This window comes from Azospirillum sp. UENF 112521, from assembly GCF_058780665.1.
The window spans coordinates 310,219-333,291 of record NZ_JBSNCI010000001.1 but is presented as its reverse complement, the minus strand read 5'-3'; the positions used below and the strand labels follow the sequence as shown (position 1 = coordinate 333,291).

Sequence of the window (23,073 nt, the reverse complement as noted above, 5' to 3'; positions counted from 1 at the left end):
GGGCTGCTGTTGCGAGACCGGTGTGCCGAGTGTGCCCGTGCCGCCGCACCCTGCCTTTGCGCCGCGCTGAAGGTGGGATGAGGACATGGAATATTTTCTTCAGCAATTGATCAACGGCTTGTCGCTCGGTGCGATCTACGGCCTGATCGCAATCGGCTACACGATGGTGTACGGCATCATCGGCATGATCAACTTCGCCCATGGCGAGATTTACATGATCGGCTCCTTCGTGGCGCTGATCACCTTCCTGGCCATCGGTGCGCTCGGCATCACCTGGGTGCCCTTGGCGCTGCTGATCATGCTGCTCGCCTCCATGCTGTTCACCAGCGTCTATGGCTGGACGGTCGAGCGCATCGCCTACCGGCCGCTGCGCTCCTCGCCGCGCTTGGCGCCGCTGATCTCCGCCATCGGCATGTCGATCTTCCTGCAGAACTACATCCAGATCCTCCAGGGCGCCCGCTCCAAGCCGCTGCAGCCCATCCTGCCCGGCAACCTCACCCTGATGGACGGCGCCGTCTCTGTCAGCTACGTCCGGCTCGCCACCATCATCATCACGCTGGTCCTCATGGTCGGCTTCACCATGCTGATCAACCGCACCTCGCTGGGACGCGCCCAGCGCGCCTGCGAGCAGGACAAGAAGATGGCCGGGCTGCTCGGCGTCAACGTCGACCGCGTCATCTCGCTGACCTTCGTCATGGGGGCTGCACTCGCCGCCGTCGCCGGCATGATGGTGCTGCTGATCTATGGCGTCATCGACTTCTACATCGGCTTCCTGGCCGGCGTGAAAAGCTTCACCGCCGCCGTGCTCGGCGGGGTCGGCTCGCTGCCCGGCGCCATGCTCGGCGGTGTGGTCATCGGCCTGATCGAAGCCTTCTGGTCGGGCTATGTCGGCTCCGAATGGAAGGACGTCGCCACCTTCTCCATCCTCGTCCTCGTCCTGATCTTCCGGCCCACCGGCCTGCTCGGCCGGCCCGAGATCGAGAAGGTGTAAGCGCCATGACCACGCACTCCAACACCCTCTCCGCCGGACGCGGCGCCGCGCGCGGCGTCGACTGGGCCGCCACCGTCAAGGACGCCGGCCTTGCCGCCTTCGTGGCCCTGCTGCTGACCGTGCCGCTGGTGGGCCTGCGCACCGTCGACCGCCCCACCGGTCTCGGCATCGAAGCCCGGCCGGAAGAAGTCATCGCCTCCCTTCTGCTGGTCTTCCTCGGCCGGCTCGGGCTCGGGCTGATCCGCCAGGGCATGGCTCTGCCGGTGCTGATCCTGGCTCTGGCCTGCGCCGGCGTCGGGCTGGTGCTGCCGATGCCGACCCAGGTGCTGCGCCTCGTGCTGGTGCTGGGCGGCGGCGTCATCGCCATCCGCGCCGCCATGACGGTCGCCACCGGCCGCTCCAAGCTCAGCCAGGCCGACCGCGACAAGCGCATGGACCGCTTCGCCGCGAAGGTCCAGCACGCCAGCAAATACATCGGCCCGGTCGCCGTCGTCTTCGCCGCCATCCTGCCGATGACGCCGCTGGCCGACCGCATGCTGCTGGACATCGGCATCCTGCTGCTGACCTACATCATGCTGGGCTGGGGCCTGAACATCGTGGTCGGTCTGGCCGGCCTGCTCGACCTTGGCTATGTCGCCTTCTACGCCGTCGGCGCCTACAGCTACGCGCTGCTCGCCCATTATTTCGGGCTCAGCTTCTGGCTCTGCCTGCCGCTGGCAGGGCTGCTCGCCGCCTGTTCCGGCGTGCTGCTGGGCTTCCCCGTCCTGCGGCTGCGCGGCGACTATTTCGCCATCGTGACCTTGGGCTTCGGCGAGATCATCCGCATCATCCTGGTCAACTGGTACCAGTTCACCGGCGGCCCGAACGGCATCTCCGGCATCCCGCGGCCGAGCTTCTTCGGCATCGCCGACTTCTCCCGCACGCCGGCCGAGGGCATGGCCGCCTTCCACGAGCTGTTCGGGCTGGAGTTCTCGCCGCTCCACCGCATCATCTTCCTCTACTACCTCATCCTGGCCCTGGCGCTGGTGGTGAACCTGTTCACGCTCAGGGTGCGCAAGCTGCCGCTGGGCCGGGCCTGGGAGGCGTTGCGCGAGGACGACATCGCCTGCGCGTCCCTCGGCATCAACCGCACCAACATGAAGCTGGCGGCCTTCGCCATCGCGGCGATGTTCGGCGGCTTCGCCGGCTCCTTCTTCGCGACGCGCCAGGGCTTCATCAGCCCGGAGAGCTTCACCTTCATCGAGTCGGCGATCATCCTGGCCATCGTGGTGCTGGGCGGCATGGGCAGCCAGATCGGCGTGGTGGTCGCCACGCTGCTGGTGATCGGTCTGCCGGAAGCGTTCCGCGAGCTGGCCGACTACCGCATGCTGGCCTTCGGTGCCGGCATGGTGGTGATCATGCTGTGGCGTCCGCGCGGCCTGCTGGCCCACCGCGACCCGACCATCCTCCTGCATGGCGGCAAAAAGCCCGCCGCGGGAGCCGCGAAATGAGCGCCGTCATGACTGAAAAGCCGCTTCTGTCGGTCGAACACCTGACCATGCGCTTCGGCGGTCTGGTGGCGAACAACGACGTGTCGTTCGAGGCGCGGGCGGGCGAGATCACCGCGCTGATCGGCCCCAATGGTGCGGGCAAGACGACGCTGTTCAACTGCGTCACCGGCTTCTACACGCCGACCGTGGGGCGGCTGACGCTGCGCCATCCCGCCGGCAAGGAGTTCCTGCTGGAGCGGATGCCGGGCTACCGCATCGCCCAGCTGGCGGGCGTGGCGCGCACCTTCCAGAACATCCGGCTGTTCAGCGGCATGAGCGTTCTGGAGAACCTGATCGTCGCCCAGCACAACAAGCTGATGCGGGCGTCGGGCTTCGCCATCGCCGGCCTGTTGGGCCTGCCCGGCTTCCGCAAGGCCGAGCATGAGGCGGTGGAGCTGGCGAAATACTGGCTGGACCGGGTGCGGCTGACCGAGTTCGCCGACTGGGAAGCCGGCAATTTGCCCTACGGCGCCCAGCGCCGGCTGGAGATCGCGCGCGCCATGTGCACCGAGCCGGTGCTGCTGTGCCTGGACGAGCCGGCGGCCGGCCTGAACCCGCGCGAGTCGGGGGAGCTGGCCGAGATCCTGACCTTCATCCGCGACGTGCAGACCCCGCAGGGTCACCGCACGGGCGTGCTGCTGATCGAGCATGACATGAGCGTGGTGATGCGCATTTCCGACCATGTGGTGGTGCTGGACTATGGCCGGAAGATTTCCGACGGCACTCCGGAGCATGTGAAGAACGACCCGGCGGTGATCCGCGCCTATCTGGGCGAGGACGAGGACGAGGCGCTGCCGCCGGAGGTCGCCGCCGACCTGCACATCGCGCCCACCGCCGGCCAGAAGGGAGCCTGAACCATGCTGAAGGTATCGGGCGTCCACACCTTCTACGGCGCCATCGAGGCGCTGAAGGGCATCGACATCGAGATCGGCGCCGGCGAGATCGTCTCGCTGATCGGCGCCAACGGGGCCGGCAAGTCGACGCTGCTGATGACGATCTGCGGCAGCCCGCGGGCGCGCCAGGGCCGGGTGTTCTTCGAGGGCGAGGACATCACCGACCTGCCCACCCACGAGATCGTGCGGCGCGGCATCGCCCAGTCTCCCGAGGGCCGGCGCATCTTCCCGCGCATGACGGTGCTGGAGAACCTGCAGATGGGCTCCATCGTGGCGCAGCCCGGCAGCTTCGAGCGCGAGCTTGAGCGGGTGCTGACGCTGTTCCCGCGGCTGAAGGAGCGCATCAACCAGCGCGCCGGGACGATGTCGGGCGGCGAGCAGCAGATGCTGGCGATCGGGCGGGCGCTGATGAGCCAGCCGCGGCTTCTGCTGCTGGACGAGCCCAGCTTGGGTCTGGCACCGCTGATCGTGAAGCAGATTTTCCAGGTGATCCAGGAGATCAACCGGGAACAGAAGATGACGGTGTTCATGGTCGAGCAGAACGCCTTCCATGCGCTGAAGCTGGCGCACCGGGCCTATGTGATGGTGACGGGGAAGATCACGATGACGGGGACCGGGGCGCAGCTCCTGGCCGACCCGGAGGTTCGCGCGGCCTATCTGGAAGGGGGACACTGAGATGGAAACGATCCTCGGCTCCTCCGTTCCGGTCTTCGTGTTCCTGACGGTGCTGGTGTTCGGCGGCTGCGGCGTGCTGACCGGGCAGACGCTGGCAGAGGGGTGGAAGCCGGTCTCCAGCGTGCTGGCCTACTCGCTGCTGCTGGGGGTGGGCGACCGCTTCCTGGCCTGGGGCCTGTTCGGCGAGCAGCTCTTGTCGCTGTGGGGCTTCATCGTCCACACCGTCGTGATCGGGCTGATCACGCTCACCGCACATCGCATCGCCATCGCGCGCCGCATGGTCAACCAGTATCCTTGGCTCTATGAGCGCGCCGGGCCGTTTGCCTGGCGCGACCGCACCGGCACCTCCGGTTGAGCAGGGCCGGTTGAGCAGGGACCACTAGACATAAGGAATTAGACCGTACGGCTGATTGGTGCCCGCGAAACTGTCGCACTGTGCGCCACTCGGGGTATGGTATTCTGGAACCCGCCGGAGGGGACCCGGCGGCAAGGCCCGAAAGGGCCGGGGGTATGTTGCAACAGGGACCACTTCATAGAACAGGGAGCAAGCACACCCATGAAATTCAAGCTGTCCCTTCTCGCCGCGATCGCGGCGACCGCGCTCTCCGCCACGGCCGCCAAGGCTGATATCGCGGTGGCCACCGCCGGCCCGATCACCGGCCAGTACGCCACCTTCGGCGAGCAGATGAAGAAGGGCATGGAGCAGGCCGTCGCGGACATCAATGCCGCCGGCGGTGTTCTGGGCCAGAAGCTGAAGCTGGAGGTCGGTGACGACGCCTGCGATCCCAAGCAGGCCGTGGCCGTCGCCAACCAGCTGGCCAAGGCCGGTGTGAAGTTCGTGGCCGGTCACTTCTGCTCGGGCTCGTCGATCCCGGCCAGTCAGGTCTATGCCGAGGAAGGGATGCTGCAGATCTCCCCGGCTTCGACCAACCCGAAGCTGACCGAGCAGGGCCTGAAGAACGTCTTCCGCGTCTGCGGCCGTGACGACCAGCAGGGCCTGATCGCCGGAAAGTACCTGCTGGACAAGTACAAGGGCAAGAACATCGCCATCCTGCACGACAAGTCGGCCTACGGTAAGGGTCTGGCCGACGAGACGCAGAAGGCGCTGAACGCCGGTGGCCAGAAGGAAGCCATCTACGAAGCCTATACGGCCGGTGAGAAGGACTATTCCGCTCTGGTGTCGAAGCTGAAGCAGGCGAACATCGACGCCGTCTATGTCGGTGGCTACCACACCGAGGCCGGCCTGATCGCCCGCCAGATGAAGGACCAGGGCCTGAAGGCCATCATCGTGTCGGGTGACGCGCTGGTGACCAACGAGTACTGGGCCATCACCGGCGATGCCGGCGAGGACACCATGATGACCTTCGGCCCGGATCCGCGCGAGAAGCCGGACGCCAAGGCCGTCGTGGAGAAGTTCCGCAAGGCGGGCTACGAGCCGGAAGGCTACACCCTCTACACCTACGCCGCTCTCCAGATCTGGGCGAACGCGGTGAAGCAGGCGAACTCGACCGACGCTGCCAAGGTTGCCGACGTCATGCGCAAGGGCAGCTATGACACCGTCATCGGCAAGATCGGGTTTGACGCCAAGGGCGACGTCACCAGCCCGGCCTATGTCTGGTACAAGTGGCACAACGGTCAGTACGCCGAAGTGAAGTAAGCGAAACGCATCTGCGTTCCGCGAGAAAGGGCCGGCACGTCAGTGCCGGCCTTTTTCTTTGATGGTTCAAAGAAGTACCGGGCTTGTCGAACAAGCCGGTCAGGGAATAGGTCGGGGAACATAGGCGACGCGGTGCTGGGCCATGGCTGGCTGCGCCGCAGCAATTGCCTGGGGGGAGAGCCCGGTCGCCACACGCCGGCCCGACCGTTCGGTCAGCAGCCGTTCGCATGTGCCCATCACCTCCCGCCAGAAGGCGGCGGCACGGGTGTGGTTGGCGGCCGTGAGTTCGACAAGACGAACGCGGCTCATTCGAATCGCGGTTTCGCCCAGTTCATCAACCAGGCGGGTCGCGAAGACAAGCACGTCGAGATCGGTGTTCATGACCGCTATGAACTCACAGCCGCGCCTTTTGTTCCACTCTGAAGGGGGCCTGCGGCAAAGGGTCATCGGGGGTGCTCCGGACGTGCTGCGTTGCAACAACGCAAATGCGTCATCGGCAAAGGGTCACCGAACGGACACTCGCCACGGCAGGGGGGTTTTGTGCTTCAATGGCGCCCTTCGCGGCGACTGTGACGGTCGCCGGCATGGGACGGGTTTTGGAGAACGAAAATGCGCAGGAAGCGCGAGGTGGTCGAGGGACAGATTTATCGCAAGCTGTCCCCCAGCGGCGGCTATTGGGAAGTGATCGCCATCCGCAAGGACGGCATGGGCACCCAGCATGCCCAGATGAAGCGCACCGACGACCCGAAGACGTTGAAGACCCTGTCGGTGGCGACGCTGCTCGATCCGCACGAGTTCGAGATCGTCACCGAATAACTGCCGTCAGGCCGCTGTGATGGCTGCCGGCTGGCGGTAGAGGTCGGCCGGCGGAAGCGAAGCCGGCTCGCCAGCCGGTCCGGCGGTCCGCTCCAGCCGCCCCTTGCGGATCAGGTGGTTGAGGTGAGCCACCGCCTCGCCCACGGCGAAGAGCATCTGCTGCGGGTCGAGTGGGCGCGGAAACAGCGCCCGCGTCACCGCCGCGGCGGTCCGGGGGGCTGCACACAGAGTCTCGATCTCGGCCAGCCGCTCCCCATGGTGGAGAGCCAACTCCTCCGCACGCCGGTGCAGGCCGCGGAAGGGACGGCCGTGGGAGGGCAGGACCAGCGTATCCGCCGGCAGGACGCTCCATCCCTCAAGACTGGCAAGATAGTCGGCGAGCGGATCGGCCTCCGGTTCCGACGGCCAGACGCTGATGTTCGGGCTGATGCGCGGAAGAATCTGATCGCCGGAAATCAGCAGGTCCGGGCTGCCGCCGCCGGCCGGCCGGTAGAGGCTGACCGGTTCCGCCGTATGGCCGCTGCCGCCGATCACCGTCCAGTGGCGGTCCCCCACCGGCAGCCGGTCGCCGGCCCGCAGGCGGTTCAGCGTCGCCGGCACGGCGGGCACGCCGCGGCTGTAGGCCCCCTTGCGGGCGAGCAGCGACCGCAGCGTATCCTCCTCCAGGCCGCAGCGGCGATAGAACTGCTCGACCACCGCGTCGGTGGCGGCATCGGTGCCGGCCGACAGGGTGCGGGCGAACAGCCATTCGGTCAGCGAGGTGGCAAAGCCGGCGCCGGTCCGTTCCACCAGCCAGGCGGCGGCGCCGATATGGTCGGGATGGAAATGGGTGACGACCACCCGCTCCACCGGGCGCCCGCCCAGCGCATCGCGCAGCAGCACTTCCCACACCGCGCGGCTGCGCGGATCGCCGAGCCCGCAATCGACGAGCGTCCAGCCGACCGTGCCGCCGTCCAGTGCCCAGACATTGATGTGGTCGAGCTGGAAAGGGAGGGACAGCCGGATCCACAGCACGCCGGGCGTCACCTCCTGCCAGCCGCCGGGCTCGGGAGTGGTGCAGAGGGGGTAATCAACCGAACCGTCCGGGGTAGAGGGCATTGGGGATTCTGTCCAAGTTATTGTTATCGCGCGAGGAAATGCCTCTGAGGCGGCTGAGGCAAATCTGCAACAGGGAAAATGGGCGTGAGGCGGCGGGATTGGAAGCCGCAGGTGCGGAATCCATTGTCGGGGCCGGAGCCCGTTCTGTCACGCATTTCACCGCAGGCCGGGATGTCCCGATCGACCAACGCCGTCAACGATGGGAACAAGAACATGACGATGCGTGGGATTTTGCTGGGCACGGCACTGACCGTCGCTCTTCCTTCGCTGGCCGTCCCGACCGCCGCTTTCGCCGGTACGGAAGGCTTCTATGTCGGTGCTGGCGCCGGCGTGAACTGGACCGAGGATGCGGACCTCAGCAGCTATCCGGCTCCCGGCCTGGGCCTGAAGGAGGAATTCAAGATCGGCGGCATCGGCGACCTGTCGGTCGGCTACGCCACCGCGATGGGCCTGCGCGCCGAGCTGGAGGCCGCCTGGCGGTGGCGCAACAGCGTCGACGGCACCAGCAGCGCCACCCCCGGCCTGAACAATCTGGGCGGCAAGATGAGCTCGGTCGCCTTCATGGGCAACCTGCTGTACGACATCAACATCGGCCTGCCGATCACCCCCTACATCGGTGCCGGTGCCGGTATCGCCGGCGTCAAGCAGTCGCTGAACGGCGCCAGCGACCGCGACTGGGTCTTCGCCTATCAGGGCATCGTCGGCGCATCCTATGCGATCAACGACAATGTCGCGCTGACGCTGGATTACCGGTATTTCGCCACCGTCGATCCGGAATTCGAGCTGGGTCCGGTGACCTCGAAGGGCGAGTACCGCAATCACACGATCCTCGCCGGCCTGCGCTACACCTTCGGTGGTCCGGAGCGTGCGACCCCCATCGCCGCCCCGGCGCCGGCAGCCCCGCCGATGGCCGCCCAGCCGCAGAGCGAGTATCAGGTGTTCTTCGATTGGGACAAGGCGGTCATCACGCCGAACTCCGACAAGATCATCGCCGATGCCGCCGACGGTGCCAGCCGTGCGCGTGCCGTCCGCATCCAAGTGATCGGCCACACCGACACCTCGGGCGCGCCGTCCTACAACCAGAGGCTCTCGCTCCGCCGCGCCGAGGCGGTGCGGCAGGCCATGATCAAGCATGGCACGCCGGCCAACATTATCTCCATCGAAGGTGTCGGCGAGAACCAGCTGATGGTCCCGACCGGTCCGAACGTGCGCGAGCCGTCGAACCGCCGTGCCCAGATCATGATCAAGATCTCCTGAACGGCAAACGGGGGGAGGGGCGGCGGCCTCTCCCCCGCAGGCGCCTGCAATCCTTCCAAGCATCGCGGCAATGGAACAAAGGTGCCGGATGTGCGAAGGAGGTAGCGCGGACCGTTGCGTCAGCGTATGACGATACGGTACCCAAGGCATCTCCGGTCCGAGACGTTACATGCAGGTTCTGATCGCCGACGATCATTCCATCGTCCGCAGCGGCTTGACCCATCTGGTGGGTGAACTGGACGAGCAGGCCACCGTGGTGGCCGCCACCAGCTTCAGCCAATTGAACGCCATCCTCGACGGCGCGATGCAGGACGGCGGGACCGCGTTCGACCTCATCGTGATGGACCTGCGCATGCCGGGTCTCGGCGGGCTGGAGGATGTCGAGGCGCTGGTCAAGCGCGTGGCGCCGGTTCCGGTTGCCATCTTCTCGATGATCGAGTCGCCGGACGAAATGCGCGCGGTGCTGTCGCGCGGCGTCCGGGCCTTCATTCCGAAATCGACCGACGACGTGCTGGTGGTGAACATCCTGCGGCTGGTGATGGCCGGCGGATCCTATGTGCCGCCGGTGCTGGGTATGCCGGGCGCCCCTGCCCACGCGGTCGCCGGGACCCCGCGTGCCGTGGCCCCCAGCATCTTCGACGGGCTGACCCGCCGCCAGTTGGAGGTTCTGGACCTGCTGGCCCAAGGCCTGTCCAACCAGGAGATCGGCGAGCGGCTGGGCCTGAACCTGTCCACCGTGAAGACCCACGTCACCGGTGTGCTCAAGGCGCTGAACGTCGGCAGCCGCACCCAGGCGGTTCTGCTGGTCAAGGAAACGGGGCGCGACCGTCTGGCCTGACGCCTACTGCGATCACAGGATCGCGTTCAGCAGCGATCCGCGCCCGCCATAGCTGCCGCCGGACCCGCCCAGCAGCATCGCCGAGGGGTTGAGCGAGGCGCTGCCCGCTCCCAGGATCGAGGCCAGGCCCTGAAGCTTGGTGTTGCCGCCGAAGGGGTTGTCGCCCTTGGCCGGCTGCTTGGCGATGGTGTCGTAGTCCTTGCTGTAGTTGCCCATGCGCAGCTGGACGCCGTAGCTCTTGGCATCCTTGACCGGCACGTCCTTGTCGCGGGCGACACGCAGGGTGTAGTCGCCCTTGTCCAGCGTCATCTGGCCGGATTTCAGCTTCTGGAAGGCGTCATAGCTGGCGCCGGCATCCTTGTTGCTGTCGGCGATGACCTTGCCGCCACGGTCCATCAGCTGAAGCCGGACGCCGGCATCGCCCACCGTCCCCAGCGTCACGGCGCCGGATGTGGGCACGTTGAACTTGTAGAAATCTGCCGGATCGTTGGAGGCCAGCGAGCTGAAGACGTTCAGCCGGCTGGTGTCCTTTATCAGGGTGCCGATGCCCGTCGCGAAGGGGGCGGCGTTCATCGCCGACTTGTTGACGGTCTGCTCGTACTCCTGGACCTTGCCGGTAGCACCACCATTGCCCGTTGCCTGCTGCTGCACGCGCTTGACCGCGGCGTCGATCGACTGCTGCAGGCTCTGGGCCATGCTGCCGACATCGGCGTAACTGGACAGGCTGACCATGGTGCGCTCCCCTCGTTCCGCATTCCCGTCAGGAAATGACAATCGAGGGGTGTGCAGGATGCGGGCCAGAGCTAAGCCTTTGACCTGACAGGGGCTATGGCAGGCTCATCGGTGCCGGGCGGCAGGTTTGGACCGGCAGGGGCGGCAGGATTTTCCCATCGGTGTTCACATGTCGCCGCCGCGGTGCCTGCACTCCGGTCAGACGATGGACAACATCGCCGCCGCGGGCGCGTCGATCGCATCGGCAAGGGCGCGCAGGCCGCGGGCGGCCTCGTCGCGGCTGCGCGGCATGCACAGGCCGACACGCACCGCATGGGGCGCACTGGCGCGGCCGACGGCGAAGGCGTCGGCACCGGTGACGATCACCCCGCGGCGGCGCGCCTCTCCGATGAAGTCCTCGCGCCGCCAGGGCTCGGGCAGGACCAGCCACAGATGCTGGGCCGCCGGGTGGCCATAGACGGTCTCGGCCGGCAGGATGGATCTGGCGAGCCGCTGGCGCGCCAGATCCTCCTCCCGCTGGGTGGCGACGATGCGGTCGGCGGTGCCGTCCTGGATCCAGCGCGCGGCCACCTCCGCCGGCAGGGCGGGAGCGGAATATTGCAGGGCCCGGATGGCGGTCTCGACACGGGTGCGCAGTTCCGCCGGGGCGACGACGAAGCCCAGCCGCAGGCCGGCGGCGAGGCTCTTCGACACGCTGGACACATAGAGCGTGATGTCGGGGGCCATGGTCTGGATCGGCACGGCATCCGGCACCATGAAGCCGAACACGTCGTCCTCGATCAGGATCACGCCATAGCGGCGGGCGATCTCGACGATCTCGCGCCGGCGGGCGGCGGGCATGACGACCGCCGTCGGATTCTGCAGGGTCGGCACCAGATAGGCTGCCTTCGGCCCCAGCCGGCGGCAGGCGCTGTCGAACGCGTCGGGCACCAGACCATGCTCGTCGATGGCGACGCCTTCCAGATGATAGCCCTGGGTGGCGGCCAGCGCCTTGGTGCCGATGTTGGTCAGCCGTTCCGCCAGGATGACGTCGCCGGGGCGGGCCACGGCGGCCAGCGCCACGGCCAGCGCGTTCTGCGCCCCGGTGGTCAGCAGCACCGACTCAGGCGTCGCCTTGACCCGGTGCTGGCGTTCCAGCCAGGCCGCCGCGGCGGCACGATGGTCGGGCAGGCCGGCATGCGGGCCGTAGCCGATCAGTTTCGCCGCATGTCCCGATGCCGCGATGGCGGACAGCGTCTGGCCGAAGGTCTGCACCGCCACGGCGTGTTCGGGATGGACCGTGGTCATGTTGACGATGGCGGGGCCCGCCGAGATCTCCCCGGCCGGCGGCCAGCCGAGCGGCAGGGGGGTGGTTGGCGGACGCTGTCCCTGGACGAAGGTGCCGCGGCCGACCTCGCCGCCGATCAGCCCACGCTTCTCGGCCTCCGTATAGGCGCGGGTCACCGTTCCCACCGTCACGCCGAGGCGGAAGGCGAGGTCGCGGTGCGTCGGCAGCCGCGTGCCGGTGGGCAGCACGCCCTCCGCGATGTCGTCGGCCAGCGCGTCGGCGATGACGCGATAGAGCGGGCCGGGACGGCCCTCCAGGTTCGGGGTCCAGTTTGTCATGGGGACAAATGTGGCATTGTCTCGACCTTCTGGCAAGATCGCCCGCAATTGTCCCTATCGGCCACTGTGGCGGGGCGGAACAATCTGCCACTGCCCGTCGCAGTTCCGTTACTCTCCAGCTTGTGTCAAATTGCCGGAACCGATAGTTTCGGTGCTGGGTGTGGCAGACAATCCGCCACCCGTCTCAGTCCGGTACGGGGGACAATGCACACCATCGCGGTGGTCGACGACGATCCCATCACCCGCGAGACCCTGAAGGCCTACCTGGAAGGGGAGGGCTATCGGGTGATGCTGGCGCGGGACGGCGACCAGCTGTCGGCGCTGCTGGCGCGGGGGCGCATCGACTTGCTGCTGCTGGACATCCGGTTGCCCGGCAAGGACGGTCTGGCGGTGACGCGGGAAATGCGGGCTGCCTCCAACATCGGCATCATCCTGATCACCGGGCGGTCCGACCGCATGGACCGGCTGATCGGGCTGGAACTGGGCGCCGACGACTACATCACCAAGCCGTTCGAGCCGCGCGAGATCCTGGCGCGCACCCGCAGCCTGCTGCGCCGCATCGCCAAGCCGACCAGACCGGCCGGCGGGCGGGTGAAGCGGTTCGACGGGTGGGAGCTTCATCTCGACAAGCGTCGGCTGCGCGGTCCCGATGGGGAGGACGCCCGGCTTACCTCCGCCGAATTCGAGCTGCTCGCCGCCTTCGTCGAGAATCCAGGGCGGGTGCTGAGCCGCGACGACCTTCTCGATCTGACCTTGCGCGGCGACTCGGTGCCGTACGACCGTTCCATCGACCGGCTGGTCCGCCGCCTGCGCCGGGTGGTGGAACACGACCCTGCCGACCCCACCCGAATCGTCACCGTCCACGGCATGGGATACATGTTCCAGGCCGCGGTGGATTGATCAGCTTCCGGTTTCCGGCAGCGATTTCAGGAAACCATCGACATCGTCCAGCACCGGGTTCAGCCAGCGCAAGGGTGCGGCGAGGGCGGCGACGATACGGATGTGGCCGATACCGTCATATTCCACCGTGCGCACGCTTCCGCCGCCCTCGCGCGCCTTGGCCGCCAGATTGCGGCTGTTGCGGGGCAGGACCGTTTCGTCTGCGGTGCCGGTGGCGAGGAACAGGGGCGGCAGCGGGGCGGCGACATGGGCGATCGGCTGGGTGTCCGGCCGCGTCTCCTCCGGGCCGAACAGATCTTTCAGCATGTCGCTCTGCAGGGGCAGGAAATCATAGGGGCCGGACAGCCCCACCGCGGCGCGAAGGTCGCGGGCGGGGTCCAGCCCCTGTCCGGCGAGCCAGCGCCGGTCCACCGCCAGCATCAGGGCGTTGTAGGCCCCGGCGGAATGGCCCATCACCGCAACCGGTCCGGGCTGGGCACCATATTCGGCGCCGTGGCGCCGGACCCAGGCCACCGCCGCGGCGGAGTCGCGCAGGAACTCCGGGTAGCGCACCTGCGGATAGAGCCGGTAGTCGGGGATGGCGACGCTGTAGCCGCGGCTGGTCAGCGCCTGGGCGACGAATCGGTACATGCCCTTGTCGCCGGCCTCCCAATTGCCGCCATAGAAGAACACCACCGTCGGTGCCCCCGGCTCCGGCCGGTCGGGCCGGTAGAGATCCAGGCGCAGGCGCGGATCGTCCGCAAAGGGCAGGTCGGTCGTGACCGTGTAGCCCGATCGCGGAGTGAGCGCGTCGACGATCTGCGGGCCGGAACAGGCGCCCAGAAACGGCATGAGCAGGAGAGGGGCGAAAACCCAACGGTTCGGTTTTGGGCGTTTCAGGGCAAATCTTGGCATGGCCCGACAGCAGATAGGGCGCAGCCACCACTGGGAAAGGGTGTTTGGAAAGGAGAGACGGACTCAGGACTGCGCGGGCGAGGTCCGGCGTTGCGGGCGGGCGGGCGCCGCGCCTTCTTCCTCCGGCTTGGCCGGCTTGCGGAAGGTGCTGAGTTCGGAAATCCGGTTGACGGTCAGGCCGTTGATGCGGCAGCCCGCAACCTCGACGATTTCGAAACCGGCCTTGCGCGGATAGCGGGCGGCCACCCGTTCGCGGGCCTCGCGCTCGCCATCGGCGATCAGCAGGAAGCGGCGCACCCCGGTCCAGCCGCGGTATCCCCGCTGGTCGGACAGGCTGACGCCGATGGGCTGGCAGCGCACCGCGACCTCCCAGAAGCGGCCGGGGCGCGGCTCGTTCCGGTCGAAGACGACGTAGCGCTGCATCGGGGCCGACTTCTTCTGGTCCAGCTCCAGAATGGCCGCCTGCATGTCGATCTCCGCCTTCTGGACGCGCTTTTCCATCTCCGCATAATGGTGCGCCAGCTGGGCATAGTCGGAGGCGACGTCGGCGACCTCCTTGGTCACGTCCTCCACCTTCTCCTTCAGCTTGGACATGGCGATCCGCGTCACGACCAGCTGGCGGCGCCAGTAGCGGTTGGACAGGACGGTCAGCACCATCAGGCCCAGCGCGAAATACAGCATCATGCCGGTCATGGCGCCGTTCCCCTCATGCGATCCCCGATCATGCCGCGTCAGCCTCGACCTCGGGGTCGGGAGCGAGCGCCAGGGGGACCACGGGAGAGCAGATCACGCCGTTGCGCTGGGAAAAGCTGCTCCGCACCGTGGCATGGGCCTGTTCGGCGGACGGAGCGGTGATGTGGGAGACGTTGCGGTATTCCCAAATCTGGCGCGAAAAGACGATCTCCTTGCGGTCCAGCTCGTTGAAATTGGGACCGACCGCCAGCTGTGCCCAATAGATGTCGCCGTCGCTGTCCTGGTCGCCCAGTTCGTGGACCAGTTCGATCTTGGAGAATTCCAGAGCGCGCGACTCGGTCAACGCCTTCTGGCGCCGGCCGTTGAATTCGGTCAGGCGGGCTTGCAGGGTCGTCAGATCGACGCGCTTGCGCTCCGTCTTTTGGCGCCATTCGGCGAGTGCGGCGCGTTTCTTGTCGTACTGGCGCTGGTTTATCGCCTCGCGGGTCTTTTCCGCGCTGACGCGGCCGACATCGACGACGATGGAAAGTCCGAGCGCGGCGGCGCTGGCGATCAGTAGCAGCATCCCCAGGAATTCGGCCGAAATGACCATTCGCCCTCCGCCAGCCGCACCGAATGCCTGCGTCTGTCCATCGACGCATGGTGCCACGACCGGCGAAGGGCGGCGATGCCCTCGCGACAACCCGTCGCACGGAGCGGATCATACCATCGCGCTCCGTGTCGGGGTTGTCATTTTTAGCCGAAATAGGGGCAAACCCGCCTTTTTCATTAGGGTTTATGACCGAACGCCGATCCGTCGAAGGAAAGCCGGCGGCCGGTCATAGTTCTGCCGGTCAGTCGGACTTTTCCTCGGGCTCGAAGCTCATGGCGACGCCATTCATGCAATAGCGCTTGCCTGTCGGCCGCGGCCCGTCGTCGAAGACATGGCCGAGATGGCCTTTGCAGGATGCGCAATGGACTTCGGTGCGCGGGTAGGCCAGCTTGTAGTCGGTGGAGGTTTCGACCGCTCCCGGCAGCGGCTCCCAGAAGCTGGGCCAGCCCGACCCGCTTTCGTATTTGGTGTCGCTGGCGTACAGCGGCTGGCCGCAGCCGGCACAGCGGTAGACGCCGTGGCGCTTCTCGTCGTTCAGCGGGCTGGTGCCCGGATATTCGGTGGCGTGCTCGCGCAGAACTTTGAACTGGTTGGGCGACAGGTCCTGCTTCCACTCCTGTTCGCTCTTGGCCGATGCTGTCTTGTCCGATTCGGGCATGCCGCCGGTCTCCCATGCAGATGATCGATGTTCTGAGCCCAGTATATTGGGTCGCCATTCCCCCTACCCAAGCCGGGGGAGGCATCGATCACGCGGTCGTGACCGGCGGGCCGGCCTATGTCGGACCGGAAATGTCCATGCAACAAAAGATTCTTGCCGATCGGGCGAAGGTTCGACGGCTGGCATCTTCCGGAATTCAACCGGTTTCGGTAGATCCAGCACGCCAACAGTCCGGGACAGTGTGTCCGGGACGGAAATGCCGGGGCAACGACGCGCCGCATGATGGATGAACGCTACCTCCGGGCGGTTCGCGATGCGCTGGTACGCCACCAGCAATGGCTTCTGCGCGACCCGGCAGGGAAAGGGCGGCGCGCCAACCTCAGCTTCTACGATCTGGCCGGGCTCGGCCTCAACCGCGTCAACCTGTCGGGCGCCAAGCTGACCGGTGCCAGTCTCACACGGGCGCGGTTGGTCGGCACCCTGCTGTCCAAGGCCGATCTGTATGGCGCCGACCTGTCGAAGGCCGACCTGACCGGGGCGCAGTTGCAGGGGGCGGATTTGCGCGGCGCCAGGGTGGATGGCGCCCGGCTGCAGAATGCCAACCTCCAGGGCGCCGACCTCCGCCGCGGCATGGTCCTGGACAGCGGCGAGTTCCGGGCGGCCGGCAATACGGACGGCACCACCACCTTCGTCGGCTGCACCCTGTCCGAGGCGGTGCTGACTGATTGCCGGATGGCGCAGTGCGATTTCAGCGGCAGCGACCTGTCCGGCGCCGACCTCACCGGCAGCGACCTCAGCGGCGCCATCCTGATCGGGGCCGACCTGACCGGGGCGACCATGCGCAAGACGACGCTGGACGGCGTGCTGATGTGCGGCGCCCGGCTGAACGACGAGCTGCGCACGGCGCTGGAGCGGCACGGCATCGATGTCGACGGCACCGGCTTGACCACCACCGCGGCGCGGATGAGCGAGCTGATCGCCGAGCATCAGATCTGGGTCGACAAGTTCGGCAAGGGCGGCGACCGCATCCAGCTCCAGCGGGTCGATCTGCGCGGCTACAACTTTGCCAACCAGCTGCTGTGCGGGGCGGTGATGCGGTTCTGCGGGCTGCGCGGGGCCGATTTCTCGGGCGCCAAGCTGATGATGGCCGATTTGTCCTACAGCGACCTGCGCGATGCTGACTTCACCAGCGCCGACCTGTCCGGCTGCAATCTGGAAGGTGCCAATCTGGCCGGAGCGAAGCTGTGGCGCGCCAAGTTCCGCAGGGTGGATCTCAGCGGCGACGGCAGCCGGCTGTGGCCGACCAGCTTCGCCAAGGCGCGGCTGAACGGCGCCGACCTGCGCGACGCCAGCCTTGCCGGCGTGGTGCTGCGCGGCACCGACCTGACCGCGATCAAGACCAGCTTCGCCACGCTGAAGGGCGCCGACCTGACCGGGGCCCGTGGCTGGCAGCCGTTCGAGGCGCCGGCATAGCCGTGGCTCAGCTTCCGTCGGCCACCGGGATGCGGCCGGCGATGATGCCGCGGCGGGCGGCCTCCACCGCCTCCACCATCGCGGTCGTCACCAGATCGCGGTTGTTTTCGTCGAGCGCATAATCGACCGCCGACTCGGCAAGGCCGAGCGCCACCGTGCCGGCGCTCCATCGGCCCTGACGGGCAGCCTCGAAACTCGATTCCACGGCCATATCGACCCGCTTCAGCATCGAGGTCAGGATGGAGCCGGGATAGAGGTAGTTCTGGTTGCTGTCGACGCCGATGGCCAGCCGCCTTGCCTCGTTCGCCGCGGCGAAGATGCCGAAGTTGGAGACGCCGGCCCCGGCGAACACCACGTCGGCGCCGCGCTGGAACTGGCTGCGCGCCACCTCGGCCCCGCTGGCGGGATCGTTGAAGGCGGCCGGCGTGGTGCCGACAAAATTCACCAGCACCTTGATGTCGCCGCGGGCATGGCGGGCGCCCTGCTCGTAACCGGCGATGAATTTGCGGATCAGGGGGATGTCGAGCGCGCCGATGAACCCGACGGTCCCGCTTTTCGATGCCAGCGCCGCCAGCACGCCGACCAGGAAGGATCCCTCCTGCTCCTTGAAGGTGACGCAGCGGATGTTCGGTCCCTCCGCCACCGCATCGATCAGCGTGAAGCGGACCGCCGGGTGCGCCGGGGCCAGCCGCGCCAGCGGTGTCGCGTAGTAGAAGCCGATGGCGACCAGATCGGTCACCCCGCGCCGCAGCAGCGAGGCCGCGCCCTGATCGAACTGCACGGGCGTGGAGGGCAGATATTCGGTGACGGCGATGCCGGTGGCGTTCCTGAACCGCTCCGCCCCGGTGAAGGCGCCCTCGTTGAAGCTCTTGTCGAATTTCTGCCCGGCGGCATAGACCAGCCCAGGGACGAGGGCGGGCTGGGTGGACTGGATGGCTGCCGCATGCGCGTGGTGCGGAAGCAGCGCCAGGGCGGTGCCGGCGGCACCGAGGGACAGGACCGACCGGCGGGTGGGGTGCGGCATGGCGCGGCCTCTGGCTGGGTGGAAGCCTGTGAACCGGGTTCAATTTTAGGCATGGATTACTGGAGCGAACCAGAATTTTATTGCGCCGTAACCGCGGTGATTTGACCTGAACCCAGATTGTCGCGGCGGCGTTACGTCGCGGCTTGCTCAACGCTGCCATGCCGAGACAGGACTTTGCGTCGGGCAATGAAGGGATCAGCTTGAAAGCTGCGGATTCCGTCCGGCCGACTCCCCATTCCTTCATATCCGGATTTCCCGATGCTCGCGCGCCTTGCCGCCGTCCGTTCCCGTTCGCCTGCCGAAAGCCCGTTCTTCATCGCAGCACTGGGCGTGCTGATGTCGTTCGGGCCGATGGGCACCGACATGTATCTGCCCGGTATGCCGGCGATCGGCCGGGACCTGCATGCGGCGCAGGACCAGGTGCAGTGGACGCTGTCGGCCTTCTTCCTGGGGTTCGGCGTCGGACAGCTGCTGTGGGGGGCGCTGAGCGACCGGTTCGGCCGGCGGATTCCGGTGGCGACCGGCATCCTGCTTTACGCCATCGGCTGCGTCGGCTGTTCGATGACCGTCGATGTCGGCCATCTGGCGGCATGGCGCTTCGTGCAGGCGGTGGGGGCTTGCGCCGGGCCGGTGCTGGTCCGCGCCATGATCCGCGACGTCTTCGAGCGCGACCGGGCGGCCAGCGTCCTGTCGATGATGATGCTGGTGATGGGGGCTGCCCCGATCATCGCGCCGCTGATCGGCGGCCAGATCCTGGTGTGGGCGAACTGGCGCTGGATCTTCTGGGCGCAGGCCGCCTTCGGCATCGTCGCCTTGCTGGCGCTTGCCAGCCTGCCGGAAACCCATCCCGACTCGCGGCGCACCAGCCTGCGCCCGATGGTGCTGGGAGAAGCCTACCGCAAGCTCCTGACCGACCGCCGTTACCTGGGCTATGCGGTGGGATCGTCCTTCATCTATGCGGGGATGTTCGCCTTCATCTCCGGCTCGCCCTTCGTTTACATCGAGCTGTTCGGCGTGCGGCCGGAGAATTACGGTTTCCTGTTCGGGTTGAACATCGTCGGCATGATCATCGTCAACACGCTGAACAGCCGCGCCGTGATGCGCTTCGGCTCGGACGTGATGTTGCGGATCGGCGTCTGGCTGGCCGCCGCAACCGGCATCCTGCTCGTCGCCTGCGTGTTGAGCGGCTGGGGCGGGCTGTGGGGGCTGGTCGGCTGCCTGTTCCTGTTCATGTCGGTGACCGGATTCTGCTTTGCCAATTCCATGGCCGGGGCGTTGCAGTCCTTCCCGCAGATGGCCGGCACCGCGTCGGCGCTTGCCGGCATGCTGCAATTCAGCACCGGCGCGCTGTCGGGCTGGGCGGTCGGGTTGATGGCCGACGGCACCGCCATGCCGATGGCAGGGGTGATCGGCGGCGCAGCGTTGGTTAGTCTGGCACTGAACCTGTGGCTGATCCGCCCGGTCCGTCGCCGGTTGCCGGCCTGACGGTAAAACAAATGTGCAGTGTTGATTCGGGGTTCCTCCTGTCGGGACCGGCCGTGAATTGAAATTTGCGGCTGGCCCTACTAGGTTGGCGCGGCAAAAGGAGACCGTCATGCCGCAGACCAACCCGAGCCAGTTCACCGATTCCGACCGTCCGACCGCTCCCGACGTCAGCCGGCGCGAGCTTCTGCTGGGCGCGGCGGCCTTGGGCATCGCCGCCGCTGCCGCGTCGCTGCCGGCCTTCGCGGCGACCGGCCTGCGGGTCGGCTATATCCCGATCATCCCTATGACGCAGCTCTATGTGCTGACGGGCGAGGGTTGGGCGGCGGATGCCGGTCTTGCGCTGCAAACCACCAGCTTCCAGTCGGGGCCGGCGATGATCCAGGCGCTCGCGTCCGGGACGCTGGACGTCGCCTATGTCGGCATCGGACCGGCGATGATCGCCCGCTCGAAAGGGGTGAAGCTGAAGGTCGTCGCCGCCAACGTCATCGATCAGGTGGCGCTGATCGGCCGTGGCCCGCTGGTGAAGGCGATGGCCGGCGCCGCCAGCCCGGCCGAGGGGGTCAAGGCCTTCCGCGCCGCCAACGGCCGGCGGCCGAAGATCGGCTCGCTGCCCGCCGGATCGGTGCCGGATACGGTGCTGCGCTATTGGATGGCGGAGATCGCCCGCATCCCCTCGGAGGATATCGAGATCGTCGGCATGGGCGAACAGCCCTTGCAGCAGTCTCTGCTGACCGGCGCCATCGACGGCGCGTCGATCCTGGAGCCGATCCTGACGCTGGTGCAGTCGCGTCTCCAGGATGCGGCGATCATCGCCAAGGCCGGCAGCATGTTCCCAAAGCAGCCGGGTGCGGTGCTGGTGGTGACGGAGGACGCCATCGCCAAAAACCGCGACGCGGTGGCCGAACTGGTCAAGCTGCACATCCGCGCCACCGCCTTCGCCAAATCCAATCCGGACCGCACGGCGGAACTGGTGACCGACATCATCGGCAAGGGACTGGTCGAACGCGACGTGATGCGGGCGGCGCTGACCTCGGACGCGACGACCTTCATCGACGACCCGCGGGTGATCCTGGACTCCACCAAGCGGATGCAGGCCTTCCAGCAATCGCTGGCCCAGATCACCGAACCGGTGGATGTCGATGCGCTGTTCGACTTCACCTTCCATGACGCGGCAAAGAAGAAGTGACGGACATGGCATCTCCGCACATGGCATCTCCCCTGCGGCTGGTCATCCACGCCCCCACCCCGGCCGCGCTGGAGCGGGCGCGGAACAATGCCCGCAACCTGCTGAAGGCGCGGCCGGATGCGGAGGTGCGCATCGTCGTCAATGCCGGTGCGGTCGCCGCGGCCCTCGACAGCCCGGATGCGGAGACCGACCGGCTCCTGCGGGTCTGCGGCAACACGCTGGCGAAGACCGGCCGGACCGCCGAGGGGCTGACGGTGGTCGCCGCCGGCGTCCTCGACATCGCCGAGGCGCAGGCGGACGGCTGGGGCTACATGCGGGCGTAAGCGCTCGTCAGCCCACGCCCCAGCCGCCGGTGTCGGGGAAGGGGACCGGAGGCGGTGGGACGGCCGCCGCCGGATCGGCGACGATCCCGCGCGGCAGGGCGGGGGCGCCGGCTGGGGTTGGGAGCAGCCGGGTCGGCCTGACCCACCAGCCAGGCGATGCAGCGGCGATGGATTTGGCCGCGGAGTCGGCCGCCGCCGCCGTGGCGTAGAGACCGAAGCAGGTGGCGCCGCTGCCGGACAGGCGGGGCAGCAGGCAGCCGGCGCTGCGCTCCAGCGCCGCCAGCACCTCGGCGATCACCGGTGCCACCGTCAGGGCCGGGGCGGTCAGGTCGTTGTTCCGCTCCAGCAATAGGGCCGCGAGGTCGGCCGCGTCGGCCGGTTTGCGGGTGAAGCGGGCAGGGGTGGAGAAACCGGCGCCGCTTTTGGCGCGGGCGGCGGCCATCGCCTTGAACACCGCCGGGGTCGGCACCGGGACATTCGGGTTGACCAGGACCACATGGGTTTCCGGCAGGTCCGGCGCCTCGTCCAACTCATCGCCGATGCCGCCGAAATAGCAGCTTCGCCCAGCGACGCAGACCGGCACGTCGGCGCCCAGCCCGGCGGCCACCGCAAACAGCGCCGCGTCGTCCGGCGCCACTCCCCAGAGCCGGGCGAGCGCCCGCAGGCAGGCGGCGGCGTCCGCCGATCCGCTGCCGATCCCCGATGCGACCGGCAGCGCCTTGGTCAGGGCGATCATCACGTCGGCCTCGCGCCCCAGCCGGACGGCCAGGGCATGGGCGGCGCGCATCACCAGATTGCTGGCGGGGGACTCGCCCATCAGGGCCGGGCCGAAAGGACCGGCGATGGCCAGGCGCGGGCCGGCCGGCGGCAGGTCGGCACCGCGCAGGGCCACCCGTGCCGCACCCGGCGTCAGGGCGATGCTGTCGCCGAACTCGGCGAAGGCGACGAGGCTGTCAAGCTCGTGATAGCCGTCGGCGCGCCGGCCGGTGACATGCAGGTAGAGGTTCAGCTTGGCCGGGGCGGCCTCGACGATGGGAAGACCGGTCATAAGCTCCAATCCGCTGGCGGGCGCGCGACGACGCTCCTGTGTCGCACCCTTTCGCCCGCAGCGGCAAGGGGAGGTTAGATCTGGGCCAGCATGTCCTTCAGCAGCGTCTCACCCATCGGCCAGGGACCATGGCCGCTGGCGCCGTTGATGTGGCCGACCTCGCCCGCGTCGATGAAGTCGGCGCCCCACAGCGCGGCGAAGCCGCAGGCGCGGGCGGCGGTGCAGTAGGGGTCGCTGCGGCTGCCGACCACCACCGCCGGGAAGGGCAGGGGATCGGTCGGCGCCGGGGCGAAGCGGCAGGCCTCGGCCGGCACCGTCTGGGGTGATTCGACGTCGGGCGGGGCGACCAGCAAAGCGGCGGCGACCGTTTCCGTCCTGTCGCTGGCCGCGGCCCAGCGGGCGACGAGGATGCAGGCAAGGCTGTGCGCGACCAGCACGACCGGACCGGGCGCGGCACGCACCGCCTCGTCGAGCCGCTCCACCCAGCGGTCCGGCTCCGGCGCATCCCAATCGCCCAGATCGACGCGGGTCAGGGCCGGCAGACGGCCTTCCAGCCAGCTCTGCCAATGATCGGTGCCGGAGTTGCCCAAACCGGGAAGCACCAGAACGGTCGGCTGCGTCATTCTTTCAACTCTTCGTTCGTAAATGTTGTGTGTACTGTCTGAACATTGCGTACGGGCGAAAGAGGTGCTCGCAACGCGGTAGT

25 protein-coding genes are annotated in these 23,073 nt (G+C 67.6%); 14 read left to right on the top strand and 11 right to left on the bottom strand.

What is annotated here, in order from left to right; translation table 11 throughout:
* The first annotated feature begins 85 nt into the window (after positions 1-85).
* The 6 genes from ACWPN8_RS01440 to ACWPN8_RS01415 all read left to right on the top strand — a co-directional run bounded on the left by ACWPN8_RS01440 (position 86) and on the right by ACWPN8_RS01415 (position 5,745).
* Positions 86-991, top strand: a complete 906-nt coding sequence (locus ACWPN8_RS01440) for an ABC transporter permease subunit (protein ID WP_109491242.1) — start codon at positions 86-88, stop codon at positions 989-991.
* 5 nt (positions 992-996) lie between these two features.
* Positions 997-2,481 (top strand): high-affinity branched-chain amino acid ABC transporter permease LivM, encoded by a 1,485-nt coding sequence (gene livM / locus ACWPN8_RS01435; RefSeq protein WP_492239657.1) that lies wholly within the window; start codon positions 997-999, stop codon positions 2,479-2,481.
* Positions 2,478-3,374, top strand: a complete 897-nt coding sequence (locus ACWPN8_RS01430) for an ABC transporter ATP-binding protein (protein ID WP_492239656.1) — start codon at positions 2,478-2,480, stop codon at positions 3,372-3,374. Before livM ends, ACWPN8_RS01430 begins: the two co-directional genes overlap by 4 nt.
* 3 nt (positions 3,375-3,377) lie before the next feature.
* Positions 3,378-4,088, top strand: coding sequence for an ABC transporter ATP-binding protein (locus ACWPN8_RS01425; RefSeq protein WP_014189439.1), 711 nt, complete (start codon positions 3,378-3,380; stop codon positions 4,086-4,088).
* A gap of 1 nt (position 4,089) precedes the next feature.
* On the top strand, positions 4,090-4,443 hold the full coding sequence (locus ACWPN8_RS01420; protein ID WP_492239655.1) for a DUF6867 family protein: 354 nt from the start codon (positions 4,090-4,092) through the stop codon (positions 4,441-4,443).
* A gap of 201 nt (positions 4,444-4,644) precedes the next feature.
* Complete coding sequence (locus ACWPN8_RS01415; RefSeq protein ID WP_109096193.1) at positions 4,645-5,745, top strand: branched-chain amino acid ABC transporter substrate-binding protein; 1,101 nt, start codon at positions 4,645-4,647, stop codon at positions 5,743-5,745.
* A 99-nt stretch (positions 5,746-5,844) separates the two neighbouring features.
* Here the strand turns inward: ACWPN8_RS01415 and ACWPN8_RS01410 are convergent, their stop codons facing one another.
* On the bottom strand, positions 5,845-6,126 hold the full coding sequence (locus tag ACWPN8_RS01410; RefSeq protein WP_109096194.1) for a hypothetical protein: 282 nt from the start codon (positions 6,124-6,126) through the stop codon (positions 5,845-5,847).
* 228 nt (positions 6,127-6,354) lie between these two features.
* On the opposite strand from ACWPN8_RS01410, the gene ACWPN8_RS01405 reads away from it, so the two are divergent.
* Positions 6,355-6,561 (top strand): hypothetical protein, encoded by a 207-nt coding sequence (locus ACWPN8_RS01405; protein ID WP_042696427.1) that lies wholly within the window; start codon positions 6,355-6,357, stop codon positions 6,559-6,561.
* 6 nt (positions 6,562-6,567) lie between these two features.
* On the opposite strand, the gene ACWPN8_RS01400 is transcribed toward ACWPN8_RS01405, so the two are convergent.
* Positions 6,568-7,659, bottom strand: a complete 1,092-nt coding sequence (locus ACWPN8_RS01400) for an MBL fold metallo-hydrolase (protein WP_492239654.1) — start codon at positions 7,657-7,659, stop codon at positions 6,568-6,570.
* Positions 7,660-7,872: 213 nt separating this feature from the next.
* Here ACWPN8_RS01400 and ACWPN8_RS01395 point away from each other — a divergent pair, with 213 nt between their 5' ends.
* Positions 7,873-8,916 carry an OmpA family protein gene (locus tag ACWPN8_RS01395; protein ID WP_109452392.1) on the top strand — a complete coding sequence of 348 codons (1,044 nt, stop codon included), beginning with the start codon at positions 7,873-7,875 and terminating at the stop codon, positions 8,914-8,916.
* Between the two features lie 169 nt (positions 8,917-9,085).
* Entirely contained in the window at positions 9,086-9,754 is a 669-nt protein-coding gene (locus tag ACWPN8_RS01390; protein WP_492239653.1) for a response regulator transcription factor, read from the top strand.
* 12 nt (positions 9,755-9,766) lie between these two features.
* Here the strand turns inward: ACWPN8_RS01390 and ACWPN8_RS01385 are convergent, their stop codons facing one another.
* Both ACWPN8_RS01385 and ACWPN8_RS01380 read right to left on the bottom strand, forming a co-directional pair.
* Entirely contained in the window at positions 9,767-10,486 is a 720-nt protein-coding gene (locus ACWPN8_RS01385) for a hypothetical protein (protein ID WP_109096197.1), read from the bottom strand.
* Positions 10,487-10,684: 198 nt separating this feature from the next.
* Positions 10,685-12,091 carry an aminotransferase-like domain-containing protein gene (locus tag ACWPN8_RS01380; RefSeq protein ID WP_109096198.1) on the bottom strand — a complete coding sequence of 469 codons (1,407 nt, stop codon included), beginning with the start codon at positions 12,089-12,091 and terminating at the stop codon, positions 10,685-10,687.
* Positions 12,092-12,295: 204 nt separating this feature from the next.
* Between ACWPN8_RS01380 and ACWPN8_RS01375 the strand changes: the two genes are divergently transcribed.
* Complete coding sequence (locus ACWPN8_RS01375; protein ID WP_109096199.1) at positions 12,296-12,991, top strand: response regulator; 696 nt, start codon at positions 12,296-12,298, stop codon at positions 12,989-12,991.
* On the opposite strand, the gene ACWPN8_RS01370 is transcribed toward ACWPN8_RS01375, so the two are convergent.
* The 4 genes from ACWPN8_RS01370 to msrB form a co-directional block, all read right to left on the bottom strand.
* Complete coding sequence (locus tag ACWPN8_RS01370) at positions 12,992-13,822, bottom strand: alpha/beta hydrolase (protein WP_492239652.1); 831 nt, start codon at positions 13,820-13,822, stop codon at positions 12,992-12,994. It lies immediately after the preceding gene.
* Between the two features lie 126 nt (positions 13,823-13,948).
* Positions 13,949-14,578: a hypothetical protein gene (locus tag ACWPN8_RS01365; RefSeq protein ID WP_492239651.1), complete on the bottom strand. Its 630-nt coding sequence runs from the start codon at positions 14,576-14,578 to the stop codon at positions 13,949-13,951.
* A 28-nt stretch (positions 14,579-14,606) separates the two neighbouring features.
* Positions 14,607-15,170: a hypothetical protein gene (locus ACWPN8_RS01360; protein ID WP_109096202.1), complete on the bottom strand. Its 564-nt coding sequence runs from the start codon at positions 15,168-15,170 to the stop codon at positions 14,607-14,609.
* Positions 15,171-15,411: 241 nt separating this feature from the next.
* Positions 15,412-15,828: a peptide-methionine (R)-S-oxide reductase MsrB gene (msrB, locus tag ACWPN8_RS01355; protein ID WP_376965428.1), complete on the bottom strand. Its 417-nt coding sequence runs from the start codon at positions 15,826-15,828 to the stop codon at positions 15,412-15,414.
* A 279-nt stretch (positions 15,829-16,107) separates the two neighbouring features.
* On the opposite strand from msrB, the gene ACWPN8_RS01350 reads away from it, so the two are divergent.
* Entirely contained in the window at positions 16,108-17,301 is a 1,194-nt protein-coding gene (locus ACWPN8_RS01350) for a pentapeptide repeat-containing protein (RefSeq protein ID WP_492239650.1), read from the top strand.
* A 7-nt stretch (positions 17,302-17,308) separates the two neighbouring features.
* On the opposite strand, the gene ACWPN8_RS01345 is transcribed toward ACWPN8_RS01350, so the two are convergent.
* Entirely contained in the window at positions 17,309-18,325 is a 1,017-nt protein-coding gene (locus ACWPN8_RS01345; protein ID WP_492239649.1) for a BMP family lipoprotein, read from the bottom strand.
* A gap of 258 nt (positions 18,326-18,583) precedes the next feature.
* On the opposite strand from ACWPN8_RS01345, the gene ACWPN8_RS01340 reads away from it, so the two are divergent.
* The 3 genes from ACWPN8_RS01340 (at position 18,584) to ACWPN8_RS01330 (ending at position 21,319) form a co-directional block, all read left to right on the top strand.
* Positions 18,584-19,810 carry a Bcr/CflA family multidrug efflux MFS transporter gene (locus ACWPN8_RS01340; protein WP_109096206.1) on the top strand — a complete coding sequence of 409 codons (1,227 nt, stop codon included), beginning with the start codon at positions 18,584-18,586 and terminating at the stop codon, positions 19,808-19,810.
* A gap of 109 nt (positions 19,811-19,919) precedes the next feature.
* On the top strand, positions 19,920-20,996 hold the full coding sequence (locus ACWPN8_RS01335; protein ID WP_109096207.1) for an ABC transporter substrate-binding protein: 1,077 nt from the start codon (positions 19,920-19,922) through the stop codon (positions 20,994-20,996).
* 5 nt (positions 20,997-21,001) lie between these two features.
* Complete coding sequence (locus ACWPN8_RS01330; RefSeq protein WP_199237502.1) at positions 21,002-21,319, top strand: DsrE family protein; 318 nt, start codon at positions 21,002-21,004, stop codon at positions 21,317-21,319.
* A gap of 7 nt (positions 21,320-21,326) precedes the next feature.
* On the opposite strand, the gene ACWPN8_RS01325 is transcribed toward ACWPN8_RS01330, so the two are convergent.
* Positions 21,327-22,367 (bottom strand): 4-(cytidine 5'-diphospho)-2-C-methyl-D-erythritol kinase, encoded by a 1,041-nt coding sequence (locus ACWPN8_RS01325; protein ID WP_492239648.1) that lies wholly within the window; start codon positions 22,365-22,367, stop codon positions 21,327-21,329.
* Between the two features lie 74 nt (positions 22,368-22,441).
* Positions 22,442-22,990, bottom strand: a complete 549-nt coding sequence (locus ACWPN8_RS01320) for an RBBP9/YdeN family alpha/beta hydrolase (RefSeq protein ID WP_492239647.1) — start codon at positions 22,988-22,990, stop codon at positions 22,442-22,444.
* Positions 22,991-23,073 lie beyond the last annotated feature (83 nt).

Bases quoted from the DNA above. Each gene is read 5' to 3' on its own strand.
- ACWPN8_RS01340 (WP_109096206.1), top strand. From the start codon at position 18,584: ATGCTCGCGCGCCTTGCCGCCGTCCGTTCCCGTTCGCCTGCCGAAAGC.
- ACWPN8_RS01350 (WP_492239650.1), top strand. From the start codon at position 16,108: ATGATGGATGAACGCTACCTCCGGGCGGTTCGCGATGCGCTGGTACGC.
- ACWPN8_RS01320 (WP_492239647.1), bottom strand. From the start codon at position 22,990: ATGACGCAGCCGACCGTTCTGGTGCTTCCCGGTTTGGGCAACTCCGGC.
- ACWPN8_RS01405 (WP_042696427.1), top strand. From the start codon at position 6,355: ATGCGCAGGAAGCGCGAGGTGGTCGAGGGACAGATTTATCGCAAGCTG.
- ACWPN8_RS01390 (WP_492239653.1), top strand. From the start codon at position 9,086: ATGCAGGTTCTGATCGCCGACGATCATTCCATCGTCCGCAGCGGCTTG.
- livM (WP_492239657.1), top strand. From the start codon at position 997: ATGACCACGCACTCCAACACCCTCTCCGCCGGACGCGGCGCCGCGCGC.
- ACWPN8_RS01425 (WP_014189439.1), top strand. From the start codon at position 3,378: ATGCTGAAGGTATCGGGCGTCCACACCTTCTACGGCGCCATCGAGGCG.
- ACWPN8_RS01370 (WP_492239652.1), bottom strand. From the start codon at position 13,822: ATGCCGTTTCTGGGCGCCTGTTCCGGCCCGCAGATCGTCGACGCGCTC.
- ACWPN8_RS01410 (WP_109096194.1), bottom strand. From the start codon at position 6,126: ATGAACACCGATCTCGACGTGCTTGTCTTCGCGACCCGCCTGGTTGAT.
- ACWPN8_RS01385 (WP_109096197.1), bottom strand. From the start codon at position 10,486: ATGGTCAGCCTGTCCAGTTACGCCGATGTCGGCAGCATGGCCCAGAGC.
- msrB (WP_376965428.1), bottom strand. From the start codon at position 15,828: ATGCCCGAATCGGACAAGACAGCATCGGCCAAGAGCGAACAGGAGTGG.
- ACWPN8_RS01440 (WP_109491242.1), top strand. From the start codon at position 86: ATGGAATATTTTCTTCAGCAATTGATCAACGGCTTGTCGCTCGGTGCG.
- ACWPN8_RS01420 (WP_492239655.1), top strand. From the start codon at position 4,090: ATGGAAACGATCCTCGGCTCCTCCGTTCCGGTCTTCGTGTTCCTGACG.
- ACWPN8_RS01360 (WP_109096202.1), bottom strand. From the start codon at position 15,170: ATGGTCATTTCGGCCGAATTCCTGGGGATGCTGCTACTGATCGCCAGC.
- ACWPN8_RS01395 (WP_109452392.1), top strand. From the start codon at position 7,873: ATGACGATGCGTGGGATTTTGCTGGGCACGGCACTGACCGTCGCTCTT.
- ACWPN8_RS01400 (WP_492239654.1), bottom strand. From the start codon at position 7,659: ATGCCCTCTACCCCGGACGGTTCGGTTGATTACCCCCTCTGCACCACT.
- ACWPN8_RS01345 (WP_492239649.1), bottom strand. From the start codon at position 18,325: ATGCCGCACCCCACCCGCCGGTCGGTCCTGTCCCTCGGTGCCGCCGGC.
- ACWPN8_RS01330 (WP_199237502.1), top strand. From the start codon at position 21,002: ATGGCATCTCCGCACATGGCATCTCCCCTGCGGCTGGTCATCCACGCC.
- ACWPN8_RS01335 (WP_109096207.1), top strand. From the start codon at position 19,920: ATGCCGCAGACCAACCCGAGCCAGTTCACCGATTCCGACCGTCCGACC.
- ACWPN8_RS01430 (WP_492239656.1), top strand. From the start codon at position 2,478: ATGAGCGCCGTCATGACTGAAAAGCCGCTTCTGTCGGTCGAACACCTG.
- ACWPN8_RS01375 (WP_109096199.1), top strand. From the start codon at position 12,296: ATGCACACCATCGCGGTGGTCGACGACGATCCCATCACCCGCGAGACC.
- ACWPN8_RS01415 (WP_109096193.1), top strand. From the start codon at position 4,645: ATGAAATTCAAGCTGTCCCTTCTCGCCGCGATCGCGGCGACCGCGCTC.
- ACWPN8_RS01325 (WP_492239648.1), bottom strand. From the start codon at position 22,367: ATGACCGGTCTTCCCATCGTCGAGGCCGCCCCGGCCAAGCTGAACCTC.
- ACWPN8_RS01380 (WP_109096198.1), bottom strand. From the start codon at position 12,091: ATGACAAACTGGACCCCGAACCTGGAGGGCCGTCCCGGCCCGCTCTAT.
- ACWPN8_RS01365 (WP_492239651.1), bottom strand. From the start codon at position 14,578: ATGACCGGCATGATGCTGTATTTCGCGCTGGGCCTGATGGTGCTGACC.